General features: G+C 69.4%; 21 protein-coding genes and 1 tRNA gene. 10 read left to right on the top strand and 12 right to left on the bottom strand.

Annotation, left to right across the window (positions count from 1 at the left end; translation table 11 throughout):
• Window positions 1-277: 277 nt before the first annotated feature.
• Complete coding sequence (locus RIC11_RS10085; RefSeq protein ID WP_350210841.1) at window positions 278-1,777, bottom strand: carboxypeptidase M32; 1,500 nt, start codon at window positions 1,775-1,777, stop codon at window positions 278-280.
• Window positions 1,778-1,989: 212 nt separating this feature from the next.
• Between RIC11_RS10085 and bshB1 the strand changes: the two genes are divergently transcribed.
• The 4 genes from bshB1 (at window position 1,990) to xerC (ending at window position 5,715) form a co-directional block, all read left to right on the top strand.
• Window positions 1,990-2,697 carry a bacillithiol biosynthesis deacetylase BshB1 gene (gene bshB1, locus RIC11_RS10090; RefSeq protein WP_350210843.1) on the top strand — a complete coding sequence of 236 codons (708 nt, stop codon included), beginning with the start codon at window positions 1,990-1,992 and terminating at the stop codon, window positions 2,695-2,697.
• Between the two features lie 376 nt (window positions 2,698-3,073).
• Window positions 3,074-4,270, top strand: a complete 1,197-nt coding sequence (locus tag RIC11_RS10095) for a hypothetical protein (protein ID WP_350210845.1) — start codon at window positions 3,074-3,076, stop codon at window positions 4,268-4,270.
• A 170-nt stretch (window positions 4,271-4,440) separates the two neighbouring features.
• The gene (locus RIC11_RS10100; RefSeq protein ID WP_350210847.1) at window positions 4,441-4,680 is read left to right on the top strand and encodes a hypothetical protein; all 240 of its coding nucleotides are present in this window, start codon (window positions 4,441-4,443) and stop codon (window positions 4,678-4,680) included.
• 135 nt (window positions 4,681-4,815) lie between these two features.
• The gene (gene xerC, locus RIC11_RS10105; RefSeq protein WP_350210849.1) at window positions 4,816-5,715 is read left to right on the top strand and encodes a tyrosine recombinase XerC; all 900 of its coding nucleotides are present in this window, start codon (window positions 4,816-4,818) and stop codon (window positions 5,713-5,715) included.
• A 156-nt stretch (window positions 5,716-5,871) separates the two neighbouring features.
• Here the strand turns inward: xerC and RIC11_RS10110 are convergent, their stop codons facing one another.
• Together RIC11_RS10110 and RIC11_RS10115 are read right to left on the bottom strand one after the other, a co-directional pair.
• On the bottom strand, window positions 5,872-6,846 hold the full coding sequence (locus RIC11_RS10110; protein WP_350210851.1) for a UDP-glucuronic acid decarboxylase family protein: 975 nt from the start codon (window positions 6,844-6,846) through the stop codon (window positions 5,872-5,874).
• A gap of 182 nt (window positions 6,847-7,028) precedes the next feature.
• Window positions 7,029-7,652 (bottom strand): class I SAM-dependent methyltransferase, encoded by a 624-nt coding sequence (locus tag RIC11_RS10115; RefSeq protein ID WP_350210853.1) that lies wholly within the window; start codon window positions 7,650-7,652, stop codon window positions 7,029-7,031.
• 316 nt (window positions 7,653-7,968) lie between these two features.
• On the opposite strand from RIC11_RS10115, the gene RIC11_RS10120 reads away from it, so the two are divergent.
• Entirely contained in the window at window positions 7,969-9,267 is a 1,299-nt protein-coding gene (locus tag RIC11_RS10120) for an amidohydrolase (protein WP_350210855.1), read from the top strand.
• A 330-nt stretch (window positions 9,268-9,597) separates the two neighbouring features.
• Window positions 9,598-10,848: a pectate lyase family protein gene (locus RIC11_RS10125; RefSeq protein WP_350210857.1), complete on the top strand. Its 1,251-nt coding sequence runs from the start codon at window positions 9,598-9,600 to the stop codon at window positions 10,846-10,848.
• Window positions 10,849-10,873: 25 nt separating this feature from the next.
• Here the strand turns inward: RIC11_RS10125 and RIC11_RS10130 are convergent, their stop codons facing one another.
• The 6 genes from RIC11_RS10130 to RIC11_RS10155 all read right to left on the bottom strand — a co-directional run bounded on the left by RIC11_RS10130 (window position 10,874) and on the right by RIC11_RS10155 (window position 20,947).
• On the bottom strand, window positions 10,874-11,602 hold the full coding sequence (locus tag RIC11_RS10130) for a GDSL-type esterase/lipase family protein (RefSeq protein ID WP_350210859.1): 729 nt from the start codon (window positions 11,600-11,602) through the stop codon (window positions 10,874-10,876).
• Between the two features lie 116 nt (window positions 11,603-11,718).
• A complete protein-coding gene (locus tag RIC11_RS10135) occupies window positions 11,719-13,293 on the bottom strand; it encodes a glutamate synthase subunit beta (RefSeq protein WP_350210861.1) in 1,575 nt (524 codons plus the stop codon).
• Between the two features lie 66 nt (window positions 13,294-13,359).
• Complete coding sequence (locus tag RIC11_RS10140) at window positions 13,360-13,743, bottom strand: GxxExxY protein (RefSeq protein WP_350210863.1); 384 nt, start codon at window positions 13,741-13,743, stop codon at window positions 13,360-13,362.
• A gap of 71 nt (window positions 13,744-13,814) precedes the next feature.
• On the bottom strand, window positions 13,815-18,494 hold the full coding sequence (locus tag RIC11_RS10145) for a glutamate synthase-related protein (RefSeq protein WP_350210865.1): 4,680 nt from the start codon (window positions 18,492-18,494) through the stop codon (window positions 13,815-13,817).
• A gap of 88 nt (window positions 18,495-18,582) precedes the next feature.
• Complete coding sequence (locus RIC11_RS10150) at window positions 18,583-19,521, bottom strand: LysR family transcriptional regulator (protein ID WP_350210867.1); 939 nt, start codon at window positions 19,519-19,521, stop codon at window positions 18,583-18,585.
• Between the two features lie 256 nt (window positions 19,522-19,777).
• The gene (locus RIC11_RS10155) at window positions 19,778-20,947 is read right to left on the bottom strand and encodes a peptidylprolyl isomerase (protein WP_350210869.1); all 1,170 of its coding nucleotides are present in this window, start codon (window positions 20,945-20,947) and stop codon (window positions 19,778-19,780) included.
• 198 nt (window positions 20,948-21,145) lie between these two features.
• Here RIC11_RS10155 and RIC11_RS10160 point away from each other — a divergent pair, with 198 nt between their 5' ends.
• Both RIC11_RS10160 and RIC11_RS10165 read left to right on the top strand, forming a co-directional pair.
• Window positions 21,146-21,859 (top strand): RsmD family RNA methyltransferase, encoded by a 714-nt coding sequence (locus RIC11_RS10160; protein ID WP_350210871.1) that lies wholly within the window; start codon window positions 21,146-21,148, stop codon window positions 21,857-21,859.
• 31 nt (window positions 21,860-21,890) lie between these two features.
• On the top strand, window positions 21,891-22,835 hold the full coding sequence (locus RIC11_RS10165) for an alpha/beta hydrolase (protein ID WP_350210873.1): 945 nt from the start codon (window positions 21,891-21,893) through the stop codon (window positions 22,833-22,835).
• 46 nt (window positions 22,836-22,881) lie between these two features.
• Here the strand turns inward: RIC11_RS10165 and RIC11_RS10170 are convergent, their stop codons facing one another.
• Both RIC11_RS10170 and RIC11_RS10175 read right to left on the bottom strand, forming a co-directional pair.
• Complete coding sequence (locus RIC11_RS10170; protein ID WP_350210875.1) at window positions 22,882-23,082, bottom strand: hypothetical protein; 201 nt, start codon at window positions 23,080-23,082, stop codon at window positions 22,882-22,884.
• A gap of 95 nt (window positions 23,083-23,177) precedes the next feature.
• The gene (locus RIC11_RS10175; RefSeq protein ID WP_350210877.1) at window positions 23,178-23,636 is read right to left on the bottom strand and encodes a hypothetical protein; all 459 of its coding nucleotides are present in this window, start codon (window positions 23,634-23,636) and stop codon (window positions 23,178-23,180) included.
• Between the two features lie 441 nt (window positions 23,637-24,077).
• Here RIC11_RS10175 and RIC11_RS10180 point away from each other — a divergent pair.
• Window positions 24,078-24,151 (top strand) — tRNA-Ile (locus RIC11_RS10180).
• On the opposite strand, the gene RIC11_RS10185 is transcribed toward RIC11_RS10180, so the two are convergent.
• Complete coding sequence (locus RIC11_RS10185; protein WP_350210880.1) at window positions 24,111-25,118, bottom strand: tyrosine-type recombinase/integrase; 1,008 nt, start codon at window positions 25,116-25,118, stop codon at window positions 24,111-24,113. The two genes, RIC11_RS10180 and RIC11_RS10185, sit on opposite strands and share 41 nt — an antisense overlap.
• Before the next feature lie 15 nt (window positions 25,119-25,133).
• Between RIC11_RS10185 and RIC11_RS10190 the strand changes: the two genes are divergently transcribed.
• On the top strand, window positions 25,134-25,388 hold the full coding sequence (locus tag RIC11_RS10190) for a hypothetical protein (RefSeq protein ID WP_350210878.1): 255 nt from the start codon (window positions 25,134-25,136) through the stop codon (window positions 25,386-25,388).
• The last annotated feature ends 156 nt before the right edge of the window (window positions 25,389-25,544 follow it).

Here is a 25,544-nt window from a genome sequence, read left to right on the forward strand (position 1 = left end):
GCGCCGCCGCCCAGGCGACCCTCGCCACCGTGCTGGTCACCCTCGCCCAACAAGCGATCGACCCGGTCGGCTGGCTCGCCAACGCCCGACGCACCGTCACCCCGCTAACGCTCGTGGGATGACGGGCGGTAAACAAGTACAAAGTCCGTTGCTCTACCGACTGAGCTACAGGTTCCAAGTGGTTGCGTACGCGTAGTTTAAGCCTTAGCGACCGAGCCGCCAGTCCCGGTCGGCGTGGTCCTCGTTCCCTTTCCGACCGGCGGCCTGGGGCGGGTGTTCACGCAAAGCCGTACAGCTCGCCGAACTTCGCCCTCAGCCGCCGCATCAGGGGCTCGTGCGACAGCGGTTGGCCGGTCACCCGCTGCACCAGTTCGCTCGCGGTGACGCGCTGGCCGACCGAGTGGATGTGCTCTCGGAGCCAACCCAGCAGCGGCGAGAACTCGCCGGCGGCGAACATCGCTTCGAGGTCGCCGAGGTCGGCCTCGGCCTGGTCGAAGAACTGGGCCGCGTACAGGTTGCCGAGCGAGTAGGTCGGGAAGTACCCGAAGGCGCCGCTCGGCCAGTGCACGTCTTGCAAGCAGCCGTCCGAGTCGTTCGGCGGGGTCACCCCGACGGTCGCCGCGTAGGCCTCGTTCCACGCGCCGGGCAGGTCGGCCACGGCGAGGTCGCCTTCGATCATCGCCCGCTCGAGTTCGTAGCGCACGATGATGTGCAGGTTGTAGGTGGCTTCGTCGCTCTCGGTGCGGATCAGCGACGGCCGCGACGCGTTCACCGCGAAGCACCAGTCGTCGAGCTCGACATCGGCCAGCGCCTCGTGGAAGACCCCTTGGCACGGGGCGAAGAAGCGGCGCCAGAAGCCGCGGCTGCGGCCCACGAGGTTCTCCCACATGCGCGACTGCGACTCGTGGATCCCCAGCGAGATCGACTCGCCCGGCGGCAGGCCGTACCACTCGTCGGGCAGGCCCTGCTCGTACAGGCCGTGGCCCGCCTCGTGCAGGATGCTGTAGAAGCCGTCGCCGAAGTCGTGCTCCTGGTAGCGCGTCGTCAGGCGCACGTCGGCCGGTCCGGCCTCGCCGCAGAACGGGTGGGCGGTCACGTCGAGCCGGCCCGACGCGAAGTCGAACCCGATCGCCGCGGCCGCCAGCTTGCCGAACTCCTCCTGGCGGTCGACCGGGAAGCTGCGGGCCAGCAGCTCGCTCGGCGCGACCACGCGGCTGTCGACGATCTGCCGCACCAGCGGCGCCAGCTCCTCGCGCAGCGACCCCAGCACGCGGCCGACCCCGTCGGCCGTCGCGCCGGGCTCGTACTCGTCGAGCAACGCGTCGTACGGCGAGTGCTCGTAGCCGAAGGCCTCGGCGCGGCGGCGCTGCAGGTCGAGCGTCCGCTCGAGCCACGGCCGGAAGCCAGCGAAGTCGTTCGCGGTGCGCGCCTCGACCCACGCGTGGTGCGACTGGCTCGCGACCCGGGCCACCTCTTCGACCAGTTCGGCCGGCAGCTTGGTCTCGCGCTCGTACCGGCGCGTCAGCTGCGCGACGCAGCAGCCGACGTCGCTCTGGGGGTCGGCCGCGGCGTCCGACTCGCGCAGCTCGGCCAGCCACTCTCCGAGCTGCGGCGCGGTGCGTCGGCGGTGGATCTGGCCAGCCAGGTAGGCCAACTGCTCGGCCCGCCAAGCGCCGCCCGCCGGGGGCAAATAGACCTGCTCGTCCCAGCCCAGGAGGCCCTCGATCGAGGCCAGCAAGGCGGTCTCACGAGCGTGGTCACGGAGTTGTTGCAGCATCGGGATTCGTGAGGGACGAGGGATTTAGAAGTGCGGAGTTGGGATTGCGGATTGGGGATCGGGGATTTCCAGGAGGGGGGGCGCCTGGTGGGGTCGTGGCGATAGGTTAGGTCCGTAGCGCTCCGTGTCCCAGGGCTGAACAGACGCCAGCCGCCGCTGCAATCCCCAATCCGCATTCCGCATTCCGCATTCCGCCTTCCCTCCCCCACCTCATGCTCGACGTCCTGGTCGTCGCCCCGCACCCCGACGACGCCGAGCTCGGCGTGGCGGGGACCATTCTCAAGCTCCAGCAGCAGGGCAAGCGGGTCGGCGTGCTCGACCTGACCTCCGGCGAACCGACGCCGCACGGCTCGGTCGAGACCCGCCAACGAGAGACCGCCGCCGCGACCCAGGTGCTCGGCCTCGCCTGGCGGGAGCACCTCGGCTTGCCGAACCGTTCGCTCGAGGCGTCGCTCGCCAACCGCGCGCTCGTCGCGGAGGTGATCCGCCGCACGCGGCCCCAGTGGCTCTTCGCCCCCTACTGGGACGACGCCCACCCCGATCACACGGCCGCAACGCGGCTGGTGGAAGAAGCCCGGTTCTGGGCGAAGCTCACCAAGACCGACCAACTAGGCCAGGCCCCGCTAGCCGGCGAGCCGCACCACCCGTCGCGGGTGTTCTACTACTACTGCGTGCACCTGAAGCTCGCGCCGCAGCCGGCGTTTGTCGTGGACATCTCCGACGTGTGGGAGCAGAAGGCCGCGTCGATCGCTTGCTACCAAAGCCAGTTCGTCACCGGCCGCCCGACCGCGCCCCCCATGTTTCTCGACCGCGTACGCGACGAAGCGGCCTACTGGGGCAAGGCGATCGGCACGGCATACGGCGAGCCGATCGCGAGCCGCGAGCCGCTGGGACTCGGCCGGCTCGACGGCCTGGTGTGAGCGACCCCTGGAAAGAGCCACCGTCAGGCGAAAAACGAAACGAGACAAACGCGACACGGCCGAAACGGCGTTGTCACACTAATCGACGTCAAAAACGACCCTAAACCCTTGCGGCTAAACGGTTTGTCGAAGCGTTACGCGCGGTCCAGGTGTCACGAAACCGCCCGACTTCCGCACAGCCAAAACCGGCCGATTATCGCTGAGCCGGCGGATCGCCGTTCGGGAATTAGCCATCGGCGGCGAGGGCAGCCACCGTGCGCGATTCCTCTGATTTTGCTGAAGAAGCAAGCCACGCGGCCCGATACCACCAGACAACGGCGCGTCGCGACGCGCCGTGCTAGCAGGGGGGCCTGCTGGCGCCCCAAGCGGCTGCTCGATGCGATCCGGCCCCCCAAGACCCGTCTGGCTAGCCCTCGCGCCGCTTGCGCTCTGTCTGAGCGGCTGCCACGTGCTGCTGCCCGAGGCCGCTTTCCAGCCGGTCATCCACAACCCGTTCCCGCAGCTGTCGCGGGTGGCGGTCGTGCCGTTCTTCAACCAGAGCGCCGAAGCGACCGTCGACGGCCGCGAGGTCGCGCTGGCGTACTTCGCCGAGCTGCAAGCGATCCCCGGCTTTGAGGTCGTGCCGGTCGCCGCGGTCGAGACCGCGATGCGCCAGTACGGCATCACCTTCGACCCGCCGGACAAGGCGGTCGAGCAAGCCCGTGTGTTGGCGCGGGCGTTGGGGGTCGACGCGGTCGTGATCGGCGCGATCACCGACTACGACGAGTACTACCCTCCGCGTTGCGGCCTGCGTGTGGAGTGGTACGCGGCCAACCCCGGCTACCACCCGATCCCGGCCGGCTACGGCCTCCCCTGGGGAACGCCCGACGAGGAGTACATCCCGGACCGCCTGGTCTACGAGGCAGAGATGGAGCTGGCCCGCGCGCAGATGGCCACGCAAGAGCCGCTCGTGGCGCCGCCCGGCGCGCCGATGCAGAGCGAGCTGCGTCCGCTCCGCGAGCCGGCGCCGCTGCAAGAGCCGCCCCACCCTGCCGGCGACGACCTGTTCGACGACGACGCGACCCAGCCGCCGGCCCAGCCGTCTGCCGAGCCGCCAGCCGAGCCACTGCCGGCGCCGCCATCGGCCAACCCGCTACGCGACGGCGCCGGCGCCCAGCGCGGCGGCAACGCGCTCCGCGGGGCCGCGCACCAGGCCCCCGCCGCCGACACAGACCGCGCGACGGTCGCGGCCGCTGCGACCGACGCAGCCGCGCTCACCCCGCCAGGCTGGCCCGACGCGCGGGGCTTCACCCCGCCGGGGCCGAGCCCCGTGCGCCCCGTGGCCGAGGCCTCCGACGGTCCGGTTATGACGCACACGCGGGTCTTCCGGGCGACCGACCCGGACTTCACCGCCGCGCTTGCCAGTTATGTCGGTTTCAGGGACGACGCGCGGTTCGGTGGCTGGCAATCTTACCTGTCGCGCAGCAACGACTTCGTCCGCTTCTGCTGCCACCTGCACCTGGCGGAGATGCTCTCGGCGCGCGGCGGCGGCGGGGAAACACGAGTGGTGCACCGTTGGTCCGCCAGCCGATAGACCCCTCGGCAGCGAGTGCTTTGTCGCGGCGCCACGGCGCGCCGGCGACAGCGACGCTCTCGGCGACAGCCCCCCACGGATCGGGCGGCGCGCCGATCGGGCGCCTCGCCGCCGACCCCCTTCCCCCCCCCGCCGCTCCCGCCCACGCGCCGCACGGAGGCGACCCACCCGTGAATCAAGACGTCAACGTCCTGGCCCTCGTCAAAGGCAAAGAACGCTACCTGTTCCTCTACGAGGACTCGCAGCAATCCGACGCGCTGCGTGCGCTCGGCCGCGCGGCGAGCAACCCCGAGCTGAGCTTCACCTGGTACGACGCCGCGGTGCTGAGCAAGCGTATCCGCACCGAGGCCCAGGGCCGCGAGCTGCTGAGCGATCGCATCGGCGCGCGGTCGCCGGCGCCGAAGGACTGACGGCCCGTTGAGGAATCGGCGTCAACCGAGCCGCGACCCCGTAAGGGAGCGTTCCTACTGGATCGCCGGCCGCGTTGGTCGCTCCCTCACGGTCGCGGCTCGGCGTCACTCAAAGCCAGCGCCCGGTTCGATCCGATGCGTCGCGAAATAGGTCAATTCCTGCGCCGCCTGCAACGCGAGCGCGACGCGTCGCCGCACACGGTGAAGGCCTACCGGGAGGACCTCACCGCGCTGGCCGATTACCTGGCCGACGACGACGGCCGCACCCCCGCCCTCGGGGCGGTCACTGTCTCGGACCTGCGGGGCTACACGGCGGCCCTGGCCGAGGCCGGTTACGCGAAGAGCTCGGTCGCGCGGCGGATGGCCGCCGTGCGGTCGTTCTTCCGCTTCGCGCGGCGCGAGGGCTGGGTCGCGAACAACCCGGCCGAGGCGCTCCGCAACCCGCGGAAGTCGAAGAAGCTGCCGCACTACCTGTCTGCCGACGAGGTCGCGCGGCTGCTGTCGGCCCCGCCGGCCGGCACGGCCCAAGGCCTCCGCGACCGCGCGATCCTCGAGACCCTCTACTCGGCCGGCCTCCGGGTGAGCGAGCTGGTCGGCGCCAACGACGGCGACCTCGACCTCGAGCAAGGGCTGCTGCACGTGCGCGGCAAGGGCCGCAAGGAGCGGCTGTCGCCGATCGGGTCGTACGCGGCCGACGCGCTGCGCGCGTGGCTGGCCAAGCGGAACGTCGCGCCCGACGCGCGGGCCGGCGAGGCGACGCCGGTCTTCACCAACCGGTTCGGCCGCCGCCTCACCACGCGCAGCGTCGCGCGGCTGCTCGAGAAGCACCTGGCCGCCGCGGGGCTCGACCCGCGGACCTCGCCGCACACGCTGCGGCACAGCTTCGCCACGCACCTGCTCGACCGGGGCGCCGACATCCGCAGCGTGCAAGAGCTGCTCGGCCACTCCAGCCTGGCGACCACGCAGGTCTACACCCACGTGAGCGACCGCAGCCTCCGCGAGGCGTACGACCGCGCGCACCCGCGTGCGGGGTGAAACGCAGCGGACGCCGGTTCGGCGTTCGGCCCGAGGCTAGCGCCTTCGGCTCAACAGCGTTTGGCCCGATCGCGGCTTCCTAGCCGTGCCAGCCCGCGGCGCGTCGTCGGCTTCTGGAGAAGCCTCCCACACCGGTATCGCTGCTCGTTCCGACCGTCAGTAGTTCGGCGTGGGGGCGCGGAAGTCCGCGAAGTCGACCGACTTGAACCACTCGATGGTCTTGGCGAGGCCCTCGTCGAGCTTCACCTCCGGCGCCCAGCCGAGCTTCTCCCGCGCCAGCGTGATGTCCGGCTGCCGCTGGGTCGGGTCGTCGGCGGGCAGCGGCTTGTGGACGACCTTCGACTTGCTGCCGGTCATCGCGATGACTTTTTGAGCCAGCTCGAGGATGGTGAACTCGCCCGGGTTGCCGATGTTGACCGGGCCGACGAACTCGTCGGGGCCGTTCATCATCCGGATGATCCCCTCGACCAGGTCGTCGCGGTAGCAGAAGGAGCGCGTCTGCGAGCCGTCGCCGAACACGGTGATGTCGACCCCGTCCAGCGCCTGGCGGATGAAGTTCGACACGACCCTCCCGTCGAACGGGTGCATGCGGGGGCCGTAGGTGTTGAAGATCCGCACGATGCGGACGTTGACGCCGTTCGCGCGGTGGTAGTCCATGAAGAGCGTCTCGGCGGCGCGCTTGCCCTCGTCGTAGCAGGCGCGGGGGCCGAGCGTGTTCTCGCTGCCCCGGTAGCTCTCGGGCTGCGGGTGGACCTCCGGGTCGCCGTAGACCTCGCTGGTGCTGGCTTGGAGGATCTTCGCGCGGCACCGCTTGGCCATCCCGAGCAGGTTGATCGACCCCATGACCGAGGTCTTCATCGTCTTGATCGGGTTGTACTGGTAGTGGCCCGGGGCGGCGGGGCAAGCGAGGTTGTAGACCTCGTCGACCTCGAGGTAGAGCGGGTGGGTGATGTCGTGCCGGATCAGCTCGAAGTTCGCGCGGTCGAGCAGGTGGGTGACGTTGGTCTTCTGCGACGTGAAGAAGTTGTCGACGCAGATGACGTCGTGCCCTTGGTCGACCAGCCGCTCGCACAGGTGGCTGCCGAGGAAGCCGGCGCCGCCGGTCACGAGGATGCGTTTGTGCTGCGACATGCGGGGGGCCCGTCCGGGGGCGGCTGGTGCAGTTGGGGGAGAGGCGGCGAGGCAGCCCTGCAGTTTGATCGACCCCGCCCGGATGAGCAAACCACCGCTCCGCAAGCACGCCCGCCGTGGGCTTTCAGCGGCGCGGCCTTACCCCCGGCGGCCGGCGGCCGGGCCGAGGCTAGCGGCCGGGCTCATGGCTCGCCCGACGCGTCCGGCGCCCATGGCCGCAGCGGCGCCGCGGCGAGCGGTGAGTCGTCGCGGGCGAAGAACAGCACGTGCTGCCACGGCAGAGCGTCGTACTGCCCGACCAGCTTGAAGCCGTTCGCTCCGAACTCCCGAAGGCACTGCGCTTGGGTCATCTTGTGCAGCGGCTTGATCGGCACGGCGGGGTCCTCGGCGCGGAACTCGACCAGCGCGACGCGGCCGCGGGGCTTTAAGCTGTCGCGGATCTCGCCGAGCATCTGCTCGGGGTGAGAGAACTCGTGGTAGACGTCGACCAGCAGCACCAGGTCGATCGCTCCTTCAGGGAGCCCCGGGTCCGTCACGCCGCCGAGGATCGTCCGGACGTTGTCGACCGAGCGGGCGTCGGCGCGTTCTGCGAGCAGCTCGAGCATCTCCGGCTGGATATCAACCGCCAGCACCCGCCCGCCCGGCGCGACCTCGCGCGCCAGCCGCAGCGCATAGAAGCCGTTGCCGCAGCCCAGGTCGCAAACGGTTTGGCCTCGCTCCAGGTCGAGCGACCGGATGAGCTTGGCGGGCTCCTCCTCGCGGTCGCGCGATTCCCGCACCAGCCACGGCGCGCCCAGGTAGTGCATCGTTTGGGCGGTCGGTCGGCCCAGGTACTCCCCGGGGCCGCGCTCGGGAGCTTGTGCCCGAGCCCCCGTGTTGAGGATCAGGGAACCACACAGCAAGCAGAGAACGACTCGGGAAGTCATCGGGCGTAGGGCGAGCGTCGCACGGGAACGAGTTGGCTTGGCCCGAGGCATGGGCCATATTTGACGAGACCGTTTCTACCAGATCGCATCGCCGAGCCGCGACCGTGGGGGAGCGCCCATCGCGGGCAGCGGCCCAATCGGACGCTCCCTAACGGTCGCGGCTCGGCTTTGTCCCCCCTACCGCGGACACCCCTGTATGCACTCCAAAGCCCTACTCGCGCTGCTGCTTAGCTCCGCTCCGCTCTGTGCTGGCAGCGTCGACCAGTGGATCGACGAGAACGCCAAGTCGGTCGTGGAGCTCTACAAAGAGCTGCACGCCGCGCCCGAGCTGTCGCTGATGGAGGAAGAGACCGCCGCGCGGCTGGCGGACGCTTGGGAGCGGGCGGGGTACGCGGTCACCCGCGGCGTGGGTGGCACGGGCGTGGTGGCGGTCCTGGGGAACGGCGACGGCCCGACGCTGATGCTCCGCACCGACTTGGACGCGTTGCCGGTCGTCGAGCAGACGGGCCTCGAGTACGCGTCGAAGGTCTTCACGACCGACAAGCGAGGCGCCACGGTCGGCGTGATGCACGCGTGCGGGCACGACATCCACATGTCGAACCTCGTCGGAACGGCGCGGCTATTGGCCGAGAACCGCGGCTTCTGGAGCGGGACGCTCGTGCTGATCGCGCAGCCGGCCGAGGAGCTCGGCGCCGGCGCCGAGGCGATGCTCGCCGACGGGCTCTTCGCCCGCTTCCCGCGGCCGGACTACGCGGTCGCGTTGCACGCGGCGAACGACCTGGAGGTCGGCAAGGTGAGCACCTGCCCGGGGTACTTCGGCGCGAACGTCGACTCGGTCGACATCATCGTGCGTGGCCGCGGCGGGCACGGCGCGGCGCCCCACACGACGGCCGACCCGATCGTGATCGCCGCGTCGCTGGTGATGGACTTGCAGACGATCGTCGCGCGCGAGATCAAGCCGACCGAGCCGGCCGTGGTCACGGTGGGTTCGATCCACGGCGGCACGAAGCACAACATCATCGGCGACGAGTGCCGCTTGCAGCTCACCGTTCGCACGTACTCCGACGAGGTCCGCAAGCAAGTCGCCGAGGCGATCCGCCGCAAGGCGGCCGCCGCGGCCCAGAGCGCCCGCGCGCCGGAGCCGACGGTCGAGTACAGCGAGGGCACGCCGTCGCTGTACAACGACCCGGGCCTCACCGCGCGGGTGACCGACACGCTCAAGGCCGAGCTCGGCGACGGGCAGGTCGAGCGGGCCGAGCCGATGATGGGGGGCGAGGACTTCAGCCGCTACGGCAAGGCGGGCGTGCCGATCTGCATGTTCCGCCTGGGCACGATTGCGCCGGGGCGGCTCGAAGCCTGGGAGGCCGCCGGCGAGACGCCCCCCTCGATGCACAGCTCGAAGTACTACCCCGACCCCGAGCCCGCGTTGCGGACCGGCATGCGGGCGATGGCGGCGATCGTCCAGGAGCTGTTGCCGGCTTCGTCGGGCGATTAACCCGCGCGCGGCCCCGTTGTCGCGAGCGGATGGCCGAGAGCTTTGCAACTCGCCCATTTGCCCCGAGTGCTGAGGACTCGCAAGGGCGCCGTAACGGCCTCCCGGGCGTGGGGCCAACTCCGCCCAGCTACGGACTTCGATCCAAGCCGATAGCGTCGTTAGCGTTCGCCGCTGTCCGGCTTGGGGCAAGGGAATCGCCCTTCAAACGCACTCCTGCGGCCTTAAAACGCAAAACCGGGGCGGAACGGGCCATCGCTGGTTAGCCTGGACGCTGGTTGGGTGGGTCCGCCCTGTGTGCGGACGTCTGATGTGATCCCGGAGTCCTAAAGCTTGTCCACTTCTTCATTGGCCGTGCGGCTACGCCGCGCGGAGCGTTTGGTCGCTGAGGCTGGTTTCGTCTTCATGGCTTTCGCCGCTTGCCCCGCGATCGCCGGCCCGGTGGGCTTCGCTTCGCTCAACGGCGGGACCACGGGCGGCGCCGGCGGACCCACCGTGACGGCGACCACCGGCGCGGAGTTCAAGAGCTACGCCGAGCAAGAGGGGCCGCTCGTCATCCGCGTCGAAGGGGCGCTCGACATCGGCGACGTTCGGGTCAAGTCGAACAAGACGATCTCCGGCATAGGAGCGACCGGCGCCGTGACCGGCAGCCTGCGGCTGAGCGGCGTCAGCAACGTGATCGTGCGCAACCTTTCGATCTCCAACCCGGGCGACTTCGGCGAGGGGGACGCCGTCACCATCAAGGAGAGCAACAACGTCTGGTTCGACCACAACAACATCTTCGACGCGCCCGACGGCCTGCTCGACATCGCGCGGGCGTCGGACTACGTGACGGTCTCGTGGAACAAGTTCTACTACACGCAGCCTTACGCGCAGTCGGTGAACACCAACCATCGCTTCGCGATGCTGATCGGCAACAGCGACAGCGCGACCGAAGACATCGGGCGGCTCAACGTGACGCTGCACAACAACCACTGGGGCGAATTCGTGCGCGAGCGGATGCCGCGCGTCCGGTACGGCGACGTGCACGTGTTCAACAACTACTTCAACTCGCCGGGGAACAACTACGCGGTGCGATCGGCCGTCGGCGCGGAGCTCCTGATCGAGAACAACCACTTCGAGAACATCGACGACGCGTGGGAGAAGTACCAGAACTCCGCCGGCGTGGGGCGCATCGAAGCGGTGGGCAACCTGTTGGAGAACTCCGACGCGGACGACCCGGGCAGCGACAACGTTTTCGACCCGCCCTACAGCTACGACGCCCTCGCCGCTGAGGTCGTCAGGTCCGCGGTGCTCGCCGGCGCGGGAATCGCGGAGCTGCCCGGCGACTACAACGCCGACGGCCTAGTCGACGCGGCCGACTACACGGTCTGGCGCGACCGCTTCGGCGCCGCCGACGGCGCCCTGCCCAACGACGCCGACGGCGGCCCGATCGGCGCCGCGCAGCGCGCCACCTGGGCTGCGGCTTACGGCGAGACCCTGCAAGCCAGGTCCGCGTCCCAAGCCGTGCCCGAGCCGGCGTCCGCGGCGCTGCTGCTCTGTGCCGCGGCGGCGCTCCTTCGGCGGAGCCGCACAGCTCGGTGAGAAACAGGCGGCCCGGGCGCCCGCCTCAGCCGCCCAGTAGCAGCCGCAGGTGCTGGGCGATGGCGTCGGCCCACAGCTCGTAACCCTTGTCGTTGGGGTGCAGCGCGTCGGGCATGATTTCGGGGGAGAGCACGCCCGAGTCGTCGAGGAAAGCGGCGCCGATGTCGACGTAGGTCACCCCGTCGCGCTCGCCGAGCGCGGCGATCTGGTCGTTGATCGCCGTGTTGATCTGCCGGAGCGGGTCGTCGGGCTCCACGCCCCGCGGGAACACGCCCAGCAGCAGCACGTGGGTCTGGGGGCTGATCTCGTGCAGCCGGGTGACGATCGCCTCGATGCCCTCGGCGGTGGCCTCCGGCGGGTCCTGGCGGTGGCCGGTGTTGTTGGTGCCGATCATCAACACGACCACCTCGGGCGAGAGGCCCTTCAGCTCGTTGTTCTCTTCGCCCGCGGGTCCGGCGCCCAGGCGCCACAGCACGTGCTCGGTCCGGTCGCCGGAGTAGCCGAGGTTCATCGCGCCGTAGGGGGCGTAGCGCTCTTGCCAGATCTGCTTGGCGGTCTCGTTGTTCTCCCAGCTGTGCGTGATCGAGTCGCCGAGGAACACCAGCCGCAGCGGCTTGTCCGACTCGAGCCACTTGTCGCGCTCGGCGAGCTTCGCGTCGTGCCGCGGGGGCCACCAATCGGCGTCGGGGCTCGTGCGGGGCACGGGGGTCGTCGCGAGTTGGGGGCGCACGGTCGTGGCGGTTTGCTGAGCCATACAGACAGACGCCGCGGCTAACAGCGTCAGGAGCGGGGCGGTCGGTCGGATCACGGCAGGGAGTCCTAGCAGACGAGAGGGGGGGTAGAAGCGAGTCACGCGGCCGGGCGAGTCGCTCACACGTATTGCTGCGGCAGGTTGAGGCCCGGCGCGGGGAGCGAGGTGAAGCCCATCAGGTACTCGTCGATAGCGCGGGCCGCGCCGCGGCCCTCGTTGATCGCCCACACGACCAGCGACTGGCCGCGGCGGCAGTCGCCCGCGGCGAACACCCCTTCGACGCTGGTGGCGAACTTGCCGTGCTCCGCGGCGATCGTTTTCCAGTTGCCGCGGGGGGCCTGGGTCTCGAGGCCGAGCATCTCGACGAGCGACAGCTCGGGCCCAACGAAGCCGGTCGATAGCAGCGCGAGGTCGCACGGCCAGGTCTTCTCGCTGCCGGCCACCTCGGTGAACGGCGCGCCGCCCTCGACGGGCCGGGACCAGTCGATCTCGACGGTCTTCACGCCGGTGAGCTTGCCGCCCTTGCCGACGTACTCCTTGAGCAGGGTCTGGTACTTGCGCGGGTCCTCGCCTTGTTTGGCGATCATCTCGGCGTGCGAGTAGTCGATGCGGTAGACCTGCGGCCACTGGGGCCAGGGGTTGTTCTCGCGGCGCTCCTGCGGCGGCTGGGGCACGACCTCGAGGTTCACGATGCCCTTGGCGCCGTGCCGCAGCGAGGTGCCGATGCAGTCCGCGCCGGTGTCGCCGCCGCCGATGACGACCACGTCGAGCCCCTCGGCCGACAGGTACGCCTTGTCGCCGAGCTTCGAGTCGAGCAGGCTCTTCGTGTTGCGTGTGAGGAAGTCCATCGCGAAGTGGACCCCCTCCAGCTCGCGTCCCGGCGCGCCCGCGGTCGGGTCAAACGGGCGGGTGGCGCCGGTCGCGATCAGCACCGCGTCGAACTCCTCGACGAGGTCCTTCGGGTCGATGAACTTCAGCGGGACCTGCCGCTCCTTCATGATGGCGGTCATGTGCCCCGGCTCGAACTCTTCCTCGCGGCCCACGTGGGCGCCGGTAACGAACACGACGCCCTCCTCGCGCATCTGGTCGACGCGCCGCTCGACGGCGCCCTTGTCGAGCTTCATGTTGGGGATGCCGTACATGCAGAGGCCGCCGACGCGGTCGGCCCGCTCGTACACGGTGACCGCGTGTCCCGCGCGGCGGAGCTGCTGGGCGGCCGTGAGGCCGGCCGGGCCGGAGCCGACGATCGCCACCTTGCGGCCGGTCTCGAACTCGGGCGGCTCGGGGAGGACCCAGCCCTCTTCCCAGCCGCGGTCGATGATCGCGTTCTCGATGTTCTTGATCGTGACCGGCGGGCTGGTGATCCCGAGCACGCAGGCGCCCTCGCAAGGCGCGGGGCACGCGCGGCCGGTGAACTCGGGGAAGTTGTTGGTCTTGTGGAGCCGGTCGAGCGCGTCGCGCCAGCGGTCCTGGTAGACCAGGTCGTTCCACTCGGGGATGAGGTTGTCGATCGGGCAGCCGGTGTCCGACTGGCAGAAGGGCACGCCGCAATCCATGCACCGCGCGCCCTGGGTCTGCAGCTGGCCCACGTCGGGCGCGCCGAAGATCTCGAGGTAGTCACTGGCGCGCTCGAGCGGGTCGCGGTAAGCGACGGGCTGGCGGTCGTACTCTTTGAATCCGGTCGGTTTTCCCATTTTACTGTTTGTTCTTGAGGTCTCACGCAAAGGCGCAGAGGCGCAAAGCTCGACGCGTCTCGCTGATCACTGAGGGAGCCCGTTCACGACGCGGCAGATCCCATCTTTGATGAGCTCCGTGTTGAAGTTGACGAGCAAGCCGAGGCGTTTGTCGGCGAGTTTTAGGTAGGTAAGGAGCTGTTTCTTGTGCACCCCGCTCAACTCCTCTACGAACTTCAGCTCGACAACGACGCACTCGTCCACTAGCAGGTCCAGCCGATAACCTTCGTCAAACCGAAGCCCCTCGTAGGAAATCGACACAGGAACCTGGCGCCTCACTTCGAACCCTCGCTGGCGGAGTTCGTGAGCCAAAACGACCTCGTACACCGACTCCAAGAGCCCCGGGCCGAGTTGGGTATGAATCTTGTATGACGCGTCGACAATCGCCTTGGCGACCTCGTTCTCCCTCATCTGAAAAGCCCTGCCAAACAGACGACGATCGGAGCGCCTCCTTTGCGCCTTCGCGGCTTTGCGTGAACCTCCTAGACCACCGCCGGTTGGGCCTCCGTGGCTCTTCTTTCTTCCAGGACGCGTTTGTAGTCGGTCGGCATGACCTTGACGAACTCGGCCTGCACGTCGTCCCAGCGGTCGAGCACGTCGGCGGCGACGGGGCTGCCGGTCAGGTCGGCGTGCTTCGCGACGAGCTCCTTGACCTCCTGCACGTCGTCCTCGTCGACCAGGTCCTCCAGCTCGACCATGCCCAGGTTGCACGCCAGGCGGAACGCGTCGCGGTCGGGCGCCCACACGTAGGCCACGCCGCCGGACATGCCCGCGGCGAAGTTGCGGCCCGTGGGGCCGAGGATCACCACGCGGCCGCCGGTCATGTACTCGCAGCCGTGGTCCCCCACGCCCTCGATCACCGCCTGCGCGCCCGAGTTGCGGACGCAGAACCGCTCGGCCGCGCGGCCGCGGAAGAAGGCCTCGCCGCGGGTGGCGCCGTACAGGCACACGTTGCCCACGAGGATCTGCTCCTCGGCCTTGAAGGTCGAGTTCCTCGGCGGGTAGACGATCACCCGCCCGCCGGAGAGGCCCTTGCCCACGTAGTCGTTCGAGTCGCCCTCCAGCTCGAGCGTCACGCCGTGGGCCAGGAACGCGCCGAAGCTCTGGCCGGCGTGGCCGGTGAACTTGAAGTGGACCGTGCCGTCGGGCAGGCCTTCCTCGCCGTACCGCTTGGCGATCTCGTTGCTGAGGATCGTGCCCACGGTGCGGTCGGTGTTGACGATCGGCAGCTCGGCCGAGACCGCCTTGCCCGAGTCGAGCGCCGGTCGCGCCAGCTCCACCAGGCGCCGCAGGTCGAGCGTCTTCTCGAGCTGGTGGTCCTGCGCCCGCGTGCAGTACGCGCCGGCGTTCTCGTAGGGCCGTGGGCCGGGCGAGAGGAGCCTTGTGAGGTCGAGGCCGTCGGCCTTCCAGTGGGCGATCGCGCGGTTGGGGTTGAGCGCGTCGAGGCGGCCGACCATCTCGTCGATCGTGCGGAACCCGAGCTCGGCCATCAGCTCGCGGGCCTCTTCGGCGACCATGAACAGGTAGTTGACCACGTGCTCCGGCTTGCCGCGGAACATCTTCCGCAGCTCGGGGTCCTGCGTGGCCACGCCGACCGGGCAGGTGTTCAGGTGGCACTTGCGCATCATGATGCACCCCAGCGTGATCAGCGGCGCGGTCGAGAAGCCGAACTCCTCGGCGCCCAGCAGCGCGGCGATCACGACGTCGCGGCCGGTCTTCAGGCCGCCGTCGGTCTGCAGCACCACGCGGCTGCGCAGGTCGTTGGCCATCAGGGTCTGGTGGGTCTCGGCGATGCCGATCTCCCACGGCAGGCCCGCGTGCTTGATGCTCGTCAGCGGCGACGCGCCCGTGCCGCCGCCGTCGCCGGAGATCAGCACGTGGTCCGCGTGGCCCTTCACCACCCCCGCGGCGATCGTGCCCACGCCGACCTCGGAGACCAGCTTCACGCTGACGCGCGCGGCGCGGTTGGCGTTCTTCAGGTCGTAGATCAGCTGCGCGAGGTCCTCGATCGAGTAGATGTCGTGGTGCGGCGGCGGGCTGATCAGGCCCACGCCGGGCGTGCTGTAGCGGATGCGGGCGATGTTCTCGTCGACCTTGCGGCCGGGGAGCTCGCCCCCCTCGCCCGGCTTGGCGCCCTGGGAGATCTTGATCTGGATCTCGTCGGCGTTGGTCAGGTAGCTGATCGTGACGCCGAACCGCCCCGAGGCGACCTGCTTGATCGCCGACCGGCGCGAGTCGCCGTTCGGGTCGGGCGTCCAGCGCGCGGGGTCCTCGCCCCCCTCGCCGGTGTTGCTCTTCCCGCCCAGGCGGTTCATGGCGATGGCGAGGGTCTCGTGGGCCTCGGCCGAGATCGAGCCGAACGACATGGCGCCGGTGCAGAAGCGCTTGACGATCTCCTTGGTGGGCTCGACCTCGTCGATCGGGATCGGCCCGCCGTTCGCGCCCGGCTTGAGCTCGAGCAAGCCGCGGAGCTGGCAGCGGGTGCGGCTGTCGTGGTTGACGTGCTCGGCGAAGCGGCGGTAGGCGTTCTTGTCGCCCGCGCGGGCGGCGACCTGGATGTCGGCGATGCTCTTGGGGTCCCACATGTGGCGTTCGCCCTCGGCGCGCCAGTGGTACTCGCCCGGGTTGGGGAGGATGGTCAGCGACTTGGCGCCGGCGTCGGGGTAGCCCAGCTTGTGCCGGCGGAGCGACTCCTCGGCGAGCACTTCGAAGCCGACGCCCTGCACGCGGCTGGCGGTGCCGGCGAAGCAGAGGTCGATCACCTCGTCGCGGAGGCCGAGGGCCTCGAAGATCTGCGCGCCCTTGTAGCTCTGCAGCGTGGAGATGCCCATCTTGGCCATGACCTTGAGCATGCCCTTGGCCACGCCGGTGCGGTACTTGCGGACGAGCTCGTGGTCGGCCGCGGTGACCGGGTCGAAGGCCTCGCCGTCGGCGGTCGCCTCGATGGCGGGGTGGTTCGTGCCCTCGCCCGACTCGTCGGGGTCGATCTGCTCCTCGACCCCCTCGATGAGGCCATCGCGGCGCGCCTTCCAGAGGGCCTCGAACGCGAGGTAGGGGTTGATCGCGTCGGCGCCGTAGCCGACCAGCAGGCAGTGGTGGTGGACCTCGCGCGCCTCGCCGGTCTCGACGACCAGGCCGACGCGCGTGCGCTTGTTGGTGCGGACCAGGTGGTGGTGGACGGCGCCGACCGCGAGCAGCGCGCTCATCGGCACACGCTCGGCGCCGATCTTCCGGTCGGAGAGCACGACCAGCGCGGCGCCGTCGTCGACGGCCTGCTCGGCCTGCCGGCAGACCCGCTCGAGCGCGGGGCGGAGGCCCTCGGCGCCCTCCTCGCGGGGCCACGTGATGTCGATGGTCTCGGTGCGCCAGCCGCGCACGCCGTCGCCCCGCTCGATGTGCTTGATCGCGGCGAGCTGCTCGTTGGAGAGGATCGGGTGCGGCACGCGCAGGCGGTGCGCGTGCTCCTCGGTCGGTTCGAGGAGGTTCTTCTCCGGTCCGATGTAGCACTCGAGCGACATGATCACCTCTTCCCGGATCGAGTCGATCGCCGGGTTGGTGACCTGCGCGAAGAGCTGCTTGAAGTAGTCGTACAGCATCCGCGGCTTGTCCGAGAGCACCGCGAGGCAGCTGTCGTTGCCCATTGAGCCGATCGGGTCCTTCTGCACGTGCACCAGCGGCAGCAGCATGAAGCTCATCGTCTCGACGGTGAAGCCGAACGCCTGCATGCGCTTCAGCAGCGACTTGGGGCGGAAGCCGTGGGGCTCGCTCTCGGGGTGCAGGTCGTTCAGGTCGATCCGCTGGCGAGTGAGCCAGTCGCCGTAGGGCTGGCGCTGCGCGAAGTCTTCCTTGAGCTCCTCGTCGGGGATCAGCCGGCCCCGCTCGAAGTCGACCAGGAACATGCGGCCGGGCTGCAGGCGGCCCTTGGCCTTGACGTTCTCTGGCGCCACGTCGACCACGCCGACCTCGCTGGCCATGATCACGCGGTCGTCGTGCGTGAGGTAGTAGCGGCTGGGCCGCAGGCCGTTGCGGTCGAGCACCGCGCCGATGTACTTGCCGTCGGTGAACGCGATCGAGGCCGGCCCGTCCCAGGGCTCCATCAGCGCGGAGTGGTACTCGTAGAACGCGCGTTTGGTCTCGCTCATCGTGGCGTGGTTCTGCCACGCCTCGGGGACCATCATCATCACCGCGCCCTGCAGGCTGCGGCCGGTCATCAGGAGGAACTCCAGCGCGTTGTCGAACGTGCCGGAGTCGCTGCAGTCGGGCTCGACGATCGGGAAGAGCTTCTTGAGGTCGCCGCCGAACAGGCCGCTCTTCAGCACGCCCTGCCGCGCGAGCATCCAGTTCGCGTTGCCCTTGACGGTGTTGATCTCGCCGTTGTGGCTCATGAACCGCAGCGGCTGCGCGCGGTCCCAACTGGGGAACGTGTTGGTGGCGAAGCGCGAGTGCACCATCGCCAGGTGGCTCTCGAAGGTCGGGTCCTTCAGGTCCGGGTAGTACTTGTAGAGCTGCTCGGTGGTGAGCATGCCCTTGTAGATGATCACCTTCGTGCTGAGCGAGCAGATGTAGAACAGCTTGGCCTGGGTCATCGACGCGTCGCGGCGGAGCAGGTTGCTCGCGCGCTTGCGGATCATGTAGACCTTGCGCTCGAAGGCCTCCCCCTCGCAGCCGTCGGCCGCCAGGATGACGAGCTGCTCGATGACCGGCTCGGCGTCGCGGGCGGTGGGGCCGAGGTTCGCCAGCTCCGGCTTCACGGGCAGCGCGCGCCAGCCGACCAGGCGCTGGCCTTCCTCGGCCACGATCCGGGCGACCTCGGCCTTGCACTTCTCGCGCTGCGATTTGTCCTTGGGCAGGAACACGTTGCCCACGGCGAAGCGGCCGGCCTCGGGCAGGTCGACGCCGAGGTCTTCCTTGATGGCCGACCGCAGGAAGCGGTCGGGCAACGCGGTGAGGATGCCCGCGCCGTCGCCGGTGTTCTCCTCGCACCCGCACGCGCCGCGGTGGTCCATGCGGCGGAGCAGGTCCTCGGAGTCGACGACGATCTGGTGGCTGGCTCGGCCCTTGACGTGGGCGATGAAGCCCACGCCGCACGCGTCGCGCTCTTGCGAGGGGTCGTACAGGCCCTGCGCGGCCGGCAGGTGGAGGAGCGGTTGGGTCCGTGGCATCGCGGTAGCTGGGTAAAGAGATCCCGCCGGGGGTTCGGCGGTGGGTCTTGCTTGATTTGGGAGGAGGTCGCTCGTCGGCGGGCGCGGCTCACGCGGTCGCGACGGCTTTGGGCAGCAGAGCGGGCGGGTCGTTTGCGTGGCGTTTGAGCAGTGCGAGGAAGCGCTGCGCGGGCGCCGACAGGTCTTCGCTCCGCCGGTGGACCACGCCCAGGGGACGCACGAAGGTGTCTACCTCGCCCGCTTCGCCCATCAGCTCGACACGCACCAGCGTGCCGGCGAGCGTCTCGACGGCGAACGTCGGGGTCGGCAGCAAGCCGATGCCCTCGCCCACCTCGATCGCCCGCTTGACCGACTCGAGGTTGTCGAACTCGGCGGCGACCGGCGCGGTCACGTGGTGGGTGGCGAGCCACCGGTCGACCTCGTCGCGTACCCGCAATCCGGCCTTGACCATCACCAGCGGCTGCCCCTGCAGCCGGTCGAAGGGCGCACGCTCGTATCCCGCCAGCGGGTGCGACGGCGTCACGGCGATGGCGAACGGCTCGTCGCGCCAGTGGGTGACCGCCAGCTGCTTGTCGGCCTCCGGGAAGCTCATCACGCCGAGGTCCGCTTCGCCAGCCAGCACGGCCGAGCGGACCTGGTCCGGGTGCGTGTAGTCCACCCGCAGGTCGACGCCCGGGAACTCGCCGCGGAACTCTTCGACGACCCGGTGCATCTGCCCGAGGCCGACCGAGTAGATCGCCGCGACGCGTAGTCGGCCGGAGGGCGACTCGTGCTGCTGTCGCACCAGGCGTTCCAGCTCGTCGTAGCGACGCACGACGTCGACGCAGCCGTCGTAGTACAGCTTGCCTTCTGGCGTGACAACGAACGGCCGCCGCGAGCGATCGATCAGCGGCACGCCGAGCCGCTCCTCCAAGCCGTGCACCAGCTGACTGGCGCTGGGCTGCGACACGCCGTTGAGCTCGGCCGCTTTGGAGAAGCTGCCGAGCCGGACGATGTCGCAGAAGACTTTGAGGGATTTAAGCTGCATGCCCGGGCGCCGATTATCTTTGCCAATAGATCTAGCCCACAGCATTGGCTAGAGCAAAGTGAGGGTACGCAGTTCGGTGGCTGATCGTCAACCAGCCCGCGCAATTATAGCCCACGCAGAATCGTAACAATCGACACCGCAAGGACTTACGGATCGACACAGACCGCCTTCGCGGTCCTCGGCGAGCGCGAAACGATAAGCAAGCCCTCGGATAGGGCCCGCCAGCTCGATGGGCGAGGATCTGCCGCAGGGCGCCTCAGCGGCCCGGCAGCTTCTGGAAGTCGTACTCGTGACCACGATCGCGGATCACTTCGGCCTCGAGGATCCGGTCCGGCTGCGGGCCGCCGCTTTGGGGCTCGACGACTTGGATCTCGCCGAGCACTTCGACCCCTTCAACCACCCGCCCGAACGCCGTGTGGGCGCCGTCCAGGTGGTCGGTCGGAACGAAGCACAGGAAGAACTGCGACCCGCCCGTGTCGCGGCCCGCGTGGGCCATGCTGAGCGTGCCGCGGAAGTGGTCGCGGGCGTCAGGGGCGTCGACCTCGCAGCGGATCGCGTAGCCGGGCCCGCCAGAGCCGGTTCCCGTCGGGTCGCCCCCTTGAGCCATGAAGCGGGGGATCACGCGGTGGAACTTCACACCGTCGTAAAAGCCGCTCTTCACTAGCGACAGGAAGTTGGCGGTCGCGATCGGCGCTTGGTCTTCGAACAGCTCGATCACGACCTCGCCCGCGGACAGCTTCAGGCGGACGCGCGGCAGGTCGTCGGCCTTGGCTTCTTTGTCGCGGATAGCCTTTTCTTTTTCCCAACGCTCGCGGAAGCGGTCTTTTTCCTGCAGGTAGCGGAACGCCAGGGCGAACGTGTCCTTCGCTTCGGAGGATTCACCCGGATCGGCCTGCACGGCGCCGCGCTGGATGGCCAGCTTGGCGAACTTGTCGGCCTTGTCGAATTGGTTCGTCGCGACGGCCGCGAGCACGCCCCACATCGGGAGCACGGCCTGCTCGTGCTGTGCGTCGACCAGCGCCTCGAGGATCGGCAGGGCCGCCTCGTACTGGTCTCCGCCGCCGCCCTTCCCCTGGCCGACGACCCGGTGTTCCGCCACCGACAGCAGCAGGTTGGCCACTTCCGGGTCCTGCATCGGGGCGGCTTGGAATGCCTCGAGGGCGGCGTCGACCATGGTGTTTACCTTTTGTTTCGCTTCGGCGACCAGCGGCTTGAGCCGCTCGTTGATCTCTTCTTGCTCGGACTCGTCGGCCGTCTGGTACCGGGTGTAGAGCTGTTCGATGCGACGCATCTGGTCGCGGTACGCCTCGAGCGCGGCCTCGTACGCACGGCGGGCGTCGTTCTTTTCGGGGTTCGCGGCCGGGTTCGGGCTCGGGGCGTCGGCGGTCGGCTGCGCTGGGCCGCTGCGGCAAAGGGCAGCCAGCACCAAGCACAGTCCGATTCGGGCGGCGAACTTGACCATCTCTCTCGGCAACCTCTTTTCGCGGCTTGCGATATCGTCCGGGGGGGCTGCTTTTTGAGGGCCGCGGCACGGCGCCCCGCCCACCCCCGCGGCTCGCGGGCTGTGCTTAACCCGAGTAACATACGGCCCTGACGCCCGCCAGGAAACCGAGGGACACGCCGCGTGGCGAAGCGACGACACACCCCGCCGACCGGCGCCGACGCCGAGGGCCCCGGCGATCTCCGGATCGTCGGGGGGAGTTTCCGCGGCACGAAGCTCCTCAGCGAGCCGCATCGGCAGACGACCGGCGCCGGCGCGGGCCAGCTCGTCACGCGGCCGATGAAGCACCGCGTCCGCGAGGCGATCTTCAACCTGGTCGGTCCCGAGGCCGAGGGCAAACACGCCATCGACGTGTTCGCCGGCACCGGCGCGCTGGGGTTAGAAGCGATCAGCCGCGGCGCGGCCAGCGCGACTTTCATCGAGCGGCACGTGCCCACGGCCGATGTCGTGCGGCATAACATCGCTTCGTTGAGGGTCGAGGACCGCTCCGAGCTGCTGATCACCAGCGCGTTCGTGTGGGTCGAGCGCGACCTGACGACCGGCGCGTGGGCGCCCGGCCCGGTGGCCGCCGCCGGACCGGCCCCTCCCTGGCTCGTGTTCGTGTCGCCGCCGTACGCTTTCTTCGTCGAGCGGGAAGAGCAGATGCTCACGCTCGTGGGGGCGTTGATCGACCACGCGCCGCCGGGGAGCATCGTCGTTGTCGAGGCGGACGAGCGGTTCGACTTCGAGCGGCTGCCCGGGCGGGTCAAGCAGTCGCGGCACGACGACGGCTGGGACGTCCGCCCGTACCCCCCGGCGGTCGTCGGCGTGTGGCGGACTTCGGAGCGCAGCGACTAGAAACAGACACCGCTTAGAGACCGACACCATCATGACGGCAAAGTTCCTCACGTTGCTCACGCTCGGCCTGACGGCTCGCGCCGCTTTGGCCGAGGTCACTTCTCAAGAAATCCGCTTGTGGGATGGGGCCGCGAGCGTCGCCGGCTCGATCGAGGACGCGGTCTACGATGGACGCAGCGAGGGCCAGCGGCCCGACCGCTGGCTGCACGGCGTGACCGACCCGGTGGCCACGCTCTACCGGCCCGACGACTCCAACGCGACCGGCGCGGCGGTCGTGGTCTTCCCCGGCGGCGGCTACTCGGGGCAGGCCATCGACAAGGAGGGGCACTTCGTCGGCCGGTGGCTGGCCGAGCGGGGCGTCGCCGCGCTGGTCACCCCCTACCGCTGCGGCGCCCCCCAGCGCCGGCACCCCGCGCCGCTGGCCGACGCGCAACGCGCCGTGCGGCTCTTGCGGGACCGGGCGAGCGACTTCGGGATCCAGGCAGACCGCGTCGGCGTGATGGGCTTCTCGGCGGGCGGCCACCTGGCGGCTACGACCGCCACGCACGACGGCGCCCCGCTGGCGGGCGTCGACGACCCGCTAGCGAGCGTGTCCGCGCGGCCCGACTTCGCGATCCTCGTTTACCCGGTGATCTCGATGCGGTGGGAGGTCTCGCACGGCGGTTCGCGCCGCAACCTGCTCGGCGACACCGACGACGAGCAGCTGATCGCCGGCATGTGCGCCGACGAGCAAGTCGATCCCCAGACGCCCCCCACGCTGTTGATCCACAGCGTCGACGACCAGAGCGTGCCGGTGGCCAACGCGGTGCGGTTCTTCGAGGCCTGCCGCCGCCACAACGTGCCGGTCGAGATGCACCTGTACCAGACAGGCGGGCACGGTTACGGCATGTGGGCCAATGAAGGCTCGGTGGCCCAGTGGCCGACGGTCCTGGAGGGTTGGCTGCGGGCGAACGGCTTCGCGAAACCGAGCCCGTGAAGGCCGCCGCTCGGTCGGATCGTCGCGCGGCCGCTACTCGACGCCGCTACTCGACATAGAAAGTGCCGTCGTCGCTGACGACGAGTTTCTTTTCGCCGGTGAGGAACGGCTCGATCTTCCCACGGGTCGCCGCGCAGGCTTCCATCGGGGTGGGGCGGTCGTCGGCGTCCGGCAGCGTGGTCGCCGCCTCGAAGCCCAGTTCTTGCAGAGCGCGGCGCACGTAGTAGCCGGGCGTGTGGTTGCTCATCCCAGCGTTCCTCGGGGGCCGGCGGGGTGGGGCTCAGCTTCGCTTAGTGATAGCGAACGCCGAGCCCCAATCCCAGCACACAGGCGTCGCCAAGGCTAGCGCCGGAGGCGATGCATGACCGGGGCGTTGGGCGTCATGGCCGAGGTGTCGATCACCCGCAGCCGGCCGCCCCCGCCCATGGTCCGCCCCCGCGGCGCCGAGCCCGACGCGCCTTGCACGATCAGCACCATGTAGCGCTGGCCATCGGCGCCCAGCGCCACACCGGCCCCCGCGTAGGTCCCGCTCTCTTCCTGACAGCAGGTCAACCACCCCCACTCGGGCCGGGCCTCGCCGCACCCTTCGCGGCAGCCGGCCGGCACGGGCGGGCCTTGGTGGCCGTTCTGGGCCAACCGAGCGGCGCGCCATTCGGCTTTCCGCTGCGCGAACTCCGTCATCCATGGGACCTCGCGGAACGCCGGCAGGCCGTTCTTCTGGCGCCAGTGGTTCACCTCGTCGATCGCCGCGCCGTGGGCGGTCGCCGCTACGAGGGTGAACACGATCAACAAGCTCTTCATGCCTCAATCCTTTTTCCGCTGCTCCAGCAAAAGTCGCGGCCCGCCACGCCGGCGGGCCGACGGCTCCGAAACGAGCACACGCCGCGACCCGCAACAACCGCCCGCTCGGGTGGCTTGACGAGCCGCCGCCGTTAGCGCCACGCCGGCAAAGCCTTGGCTCGGCGGACCGGGCAAAGACCCCGTCGGCCACGCCGCCGCCCCCGCGCGGGCGACAAAATGGCGACTGCCACCTAACGACCGGCTCGCCAAGAATCGACACGCGCGAACGCGCCGCGCCCCGAGGGTTCGTGCTGACGCTGAAGAGAGATCGGCAGACAGGAAAGCAGCGACCGTCGAGAGTCGCCCCACCGAGCGACCCGCCGGCGCCGGGCGAAGCGACGCCGTCCGTTGACGCGGCAGCGCACGTGGCGAACACTTGCCGGCATTCGCTTCGCTACCCTTGGCCCGGTAGCTCAGTCGGTTAGAGCAGGGGACTCATAATCCCTTGGTCGGGGGTTCGAGTCCCTCCCGGGCTACTCCTAGCTCCTCCAGCGCCGAGAACACCGCGTTTTCCAGCTGGGGCGCGACGGTCTGCACCGCTGTGCAGACATACTCCTCAGCGCCTGGCGCAGCGCTTTTCTCGCCGCTCGCGCGCTCGAAGTGCTGGTCGGTCACCTGGCGATAGTGCCGGTCGGCGATCCGCTCCGAGTGCCCCAGCCAGGCCGAGACCACGTGGCCGGGGAACTGATCGGCGAGCTCGGTCGCTCGCGTCGCCCGGAGGTTCTGGAACAGCTTGGGCCACGGCTTCAGCCCCGCGCGGGTGACGATCTTCGTCATGGTGGTCCGCAGGTTCGCCGAAGAGTCGCGTGTGAGCGTGACCACGTACCCGTCGCCGGGAGTCGCCACGCCGGGCGCCGCGACCGTGTGGGCGGCCTCGAGGACCGTCCGCAACTCGGGGAAGAGCGGCGTGACCCGCGTCCCGGTCTTTGGGCTGCGGACGATGAAGCGGGACTGATCCCAGAGCACGTCGGACCAGCGGAGCGTGAGGACCTCGGACGGGCACCGCAGGCCGCCGTAACGGCAGAGAGCGAAAACCAGCCGCCACTCGACCGACGGGCACTCTTTGAGCACCTTCTTGGCGTCTTCGTCTGTCACGAAGTGCTGACGAGACTCCACACGAACCGTGGCGGCCGGCAAGCCGGCGAACGGGTTCCGATCAATCAGCTCGTCGGCGACCGCCACGTTGAAGAGCGTCCGGACCTTGGTGACATACTTGCGAACCGTGTTCTCGCCGAACGGTTCCCCGTTCTTCTTCCGCTTCTCAGCGACCGTATCTCGCCAGTCTCGCGCTCTGGCCTTGGTGATCGACCGCAGAGACGTCGAGTCGCCGAAGTGCTCGCGTAGGTGCTTGAACGGGGCCTCGTAGCTCGCGTAGGTCCTCGGCCGGCAAGTCGGATCGCGTTTCCGCTGGCGGAGGAACTCGTCAACGAATGGCCCCAGCAACGCAGAGGGCCGCTCGTGGACGAGCCCGACGGCCGCCAGCTTGGCGACGAGCTTGTCGCTCGCCGCGGCTACCCAGCGGCTAGTCTCGTCGTCGGGCGCCGTGCCGGAAAGGTGAGCGGCAGCCAGGTGCTCGATGCGAAGCTTCGCCGACTCAGCGGCACGCTTCTGGATACGACCGAGCGAAAGCGTTCGGCGGCAGCCGTAGCGATCGTTGAACATGATGCTCCAACGTTGGCCGCGCTGAAAGAGATAATACGCATCTCAATCTGAAGTAGCGCGTTGGGTGGAGATATCGTCAAGAGTTGTGTACGGCGGTTGAATCAGGCGGCGGCTTCTTGGAGCGGGAGGCCGTCTTGGAAGGGGGTCCCTCGGAGCACGTCCGGTAGGAGTTCGGAGCCGTTGAGCGCCCGCCATCGCTTGGCGGCC

This window comes from Botrimarina sp., assembly GCF_040219535.1.
GTDB lineage: Bacteria > Planctomycetota > Planctomycetia > Pirellulales > Lacipirellulaceae > Botrimarina.

Excerpts from the sequence above, each read along its gene's own strand:
- RIC11_RS10085 (WP_350210841.1), bottom strand. The coding sequence starts at position 1,777 with ATGCTGCAACAACTCCGTGACCACGCTCGTGAGACCGCCTTGCTGGCC.
- bshB1 (WP_350210843.1), top strand. The coding sequence starts at position 1,990 with ATGCTCGACGTCCTGGTCGTCGCCCCGCACCCCGACGACGCCGAGCTC.
- RIC11_RS10095 (WP_350210845.1), top strand. The coding sequence starts at position 3,074 with ATGCGATCCGGCCCCCCAAGACCCGTCTGGCTAGCCCTCGCGCCGCTT.
- xerC (WP_350210849.1), top strand. The coding sequence starts at position 4,816 with ATGCGTCGCGAAATAGGTCAATTCCTGCGCCGCCTGCAACGCGAGCGC.
- RIC11_RS10110 (WP_350210851.1), bottom strand. The coding sequence starts at position 6,846 with ATGTCGCAGCACAAACGCATCCTCGTGACCGGCGGCGCCGGCTTCCTC.
- RIC11_RS10115 (WP_350210853.1), bottom strand. The coding sequence starts at position 7,652 with ATGCACTACCTGGGCGCGCCGTGGCTGGTGCGGGAATCGCGCGACCGC.
- RIC11_RS10120 (WP_350210855.1), top strand. The coding sequence starts at position 7,969 with ATGCACTCCAAAGCCCTACTCGCGCTGCTGCTTAGCTCCGCTCCGCTC.
- RIC11_RS10130 (WP_350210859.1), bottom strand. The coding sequence starts at position 11,602 with ATGGCTCAGCAAACCGCCACGACCGTGCGCCCCCAACTCGCGACGACC.
- RIC11_RS10135 (WP_350210861.1), bottom strand. The coding sequence starts at position 13,293 with ATGGGAAAACCGACCGGATTCAAAGAGTACGACCGCCAGCCCGTCGCT.
- RIC11_RS10140 (WP_350210863.1), bottom strand. The coding sequence starts at position 13,743 with ATGAGGGAGAACGAGGTCGCCAAGGCGATTGTCGACGCGTCATACAAG.
- RIC11_RS10145 (WP_350210865.1), bottom strand. The coding sequence starts at position 18,494 with ATGCCACGGACCCAACCGCTCCTCCACCTGCCGGCCGCGCAGGGCCTG.
- RIC11_RS10150 (WP_350210867.1), bottom strand. The coding sequence starts at position 19,521 with ATGCAGCTTAAATCCCTCAAAGTCTTCTGCGACATCGTCCGGCTCGGC.
- RIC11_RS10165 (WP_350210873.1), top strand. The coding sequence starts at position 21,891 with ATGACGGCAAAGTTCCTCACGTTGCTCACGCTCGGCCTGACGGCTCGC.
- RIC11_RS10170 (WP_350210875.1), bottom strand. The coding sequence starts at position 23,082 with ATGAGCAACCACACGCCCGGCTACTACGTGCGCCGCGCTCTGCAAGAA.
- RIC11_RS10175 (WP_350210877.1), bottom strand. The coding sequence starts at position 23,636 with ATGAAGAGCTTGTTGATCGTGTTCACCCTCGTAGCGGCGACCGCCCAC.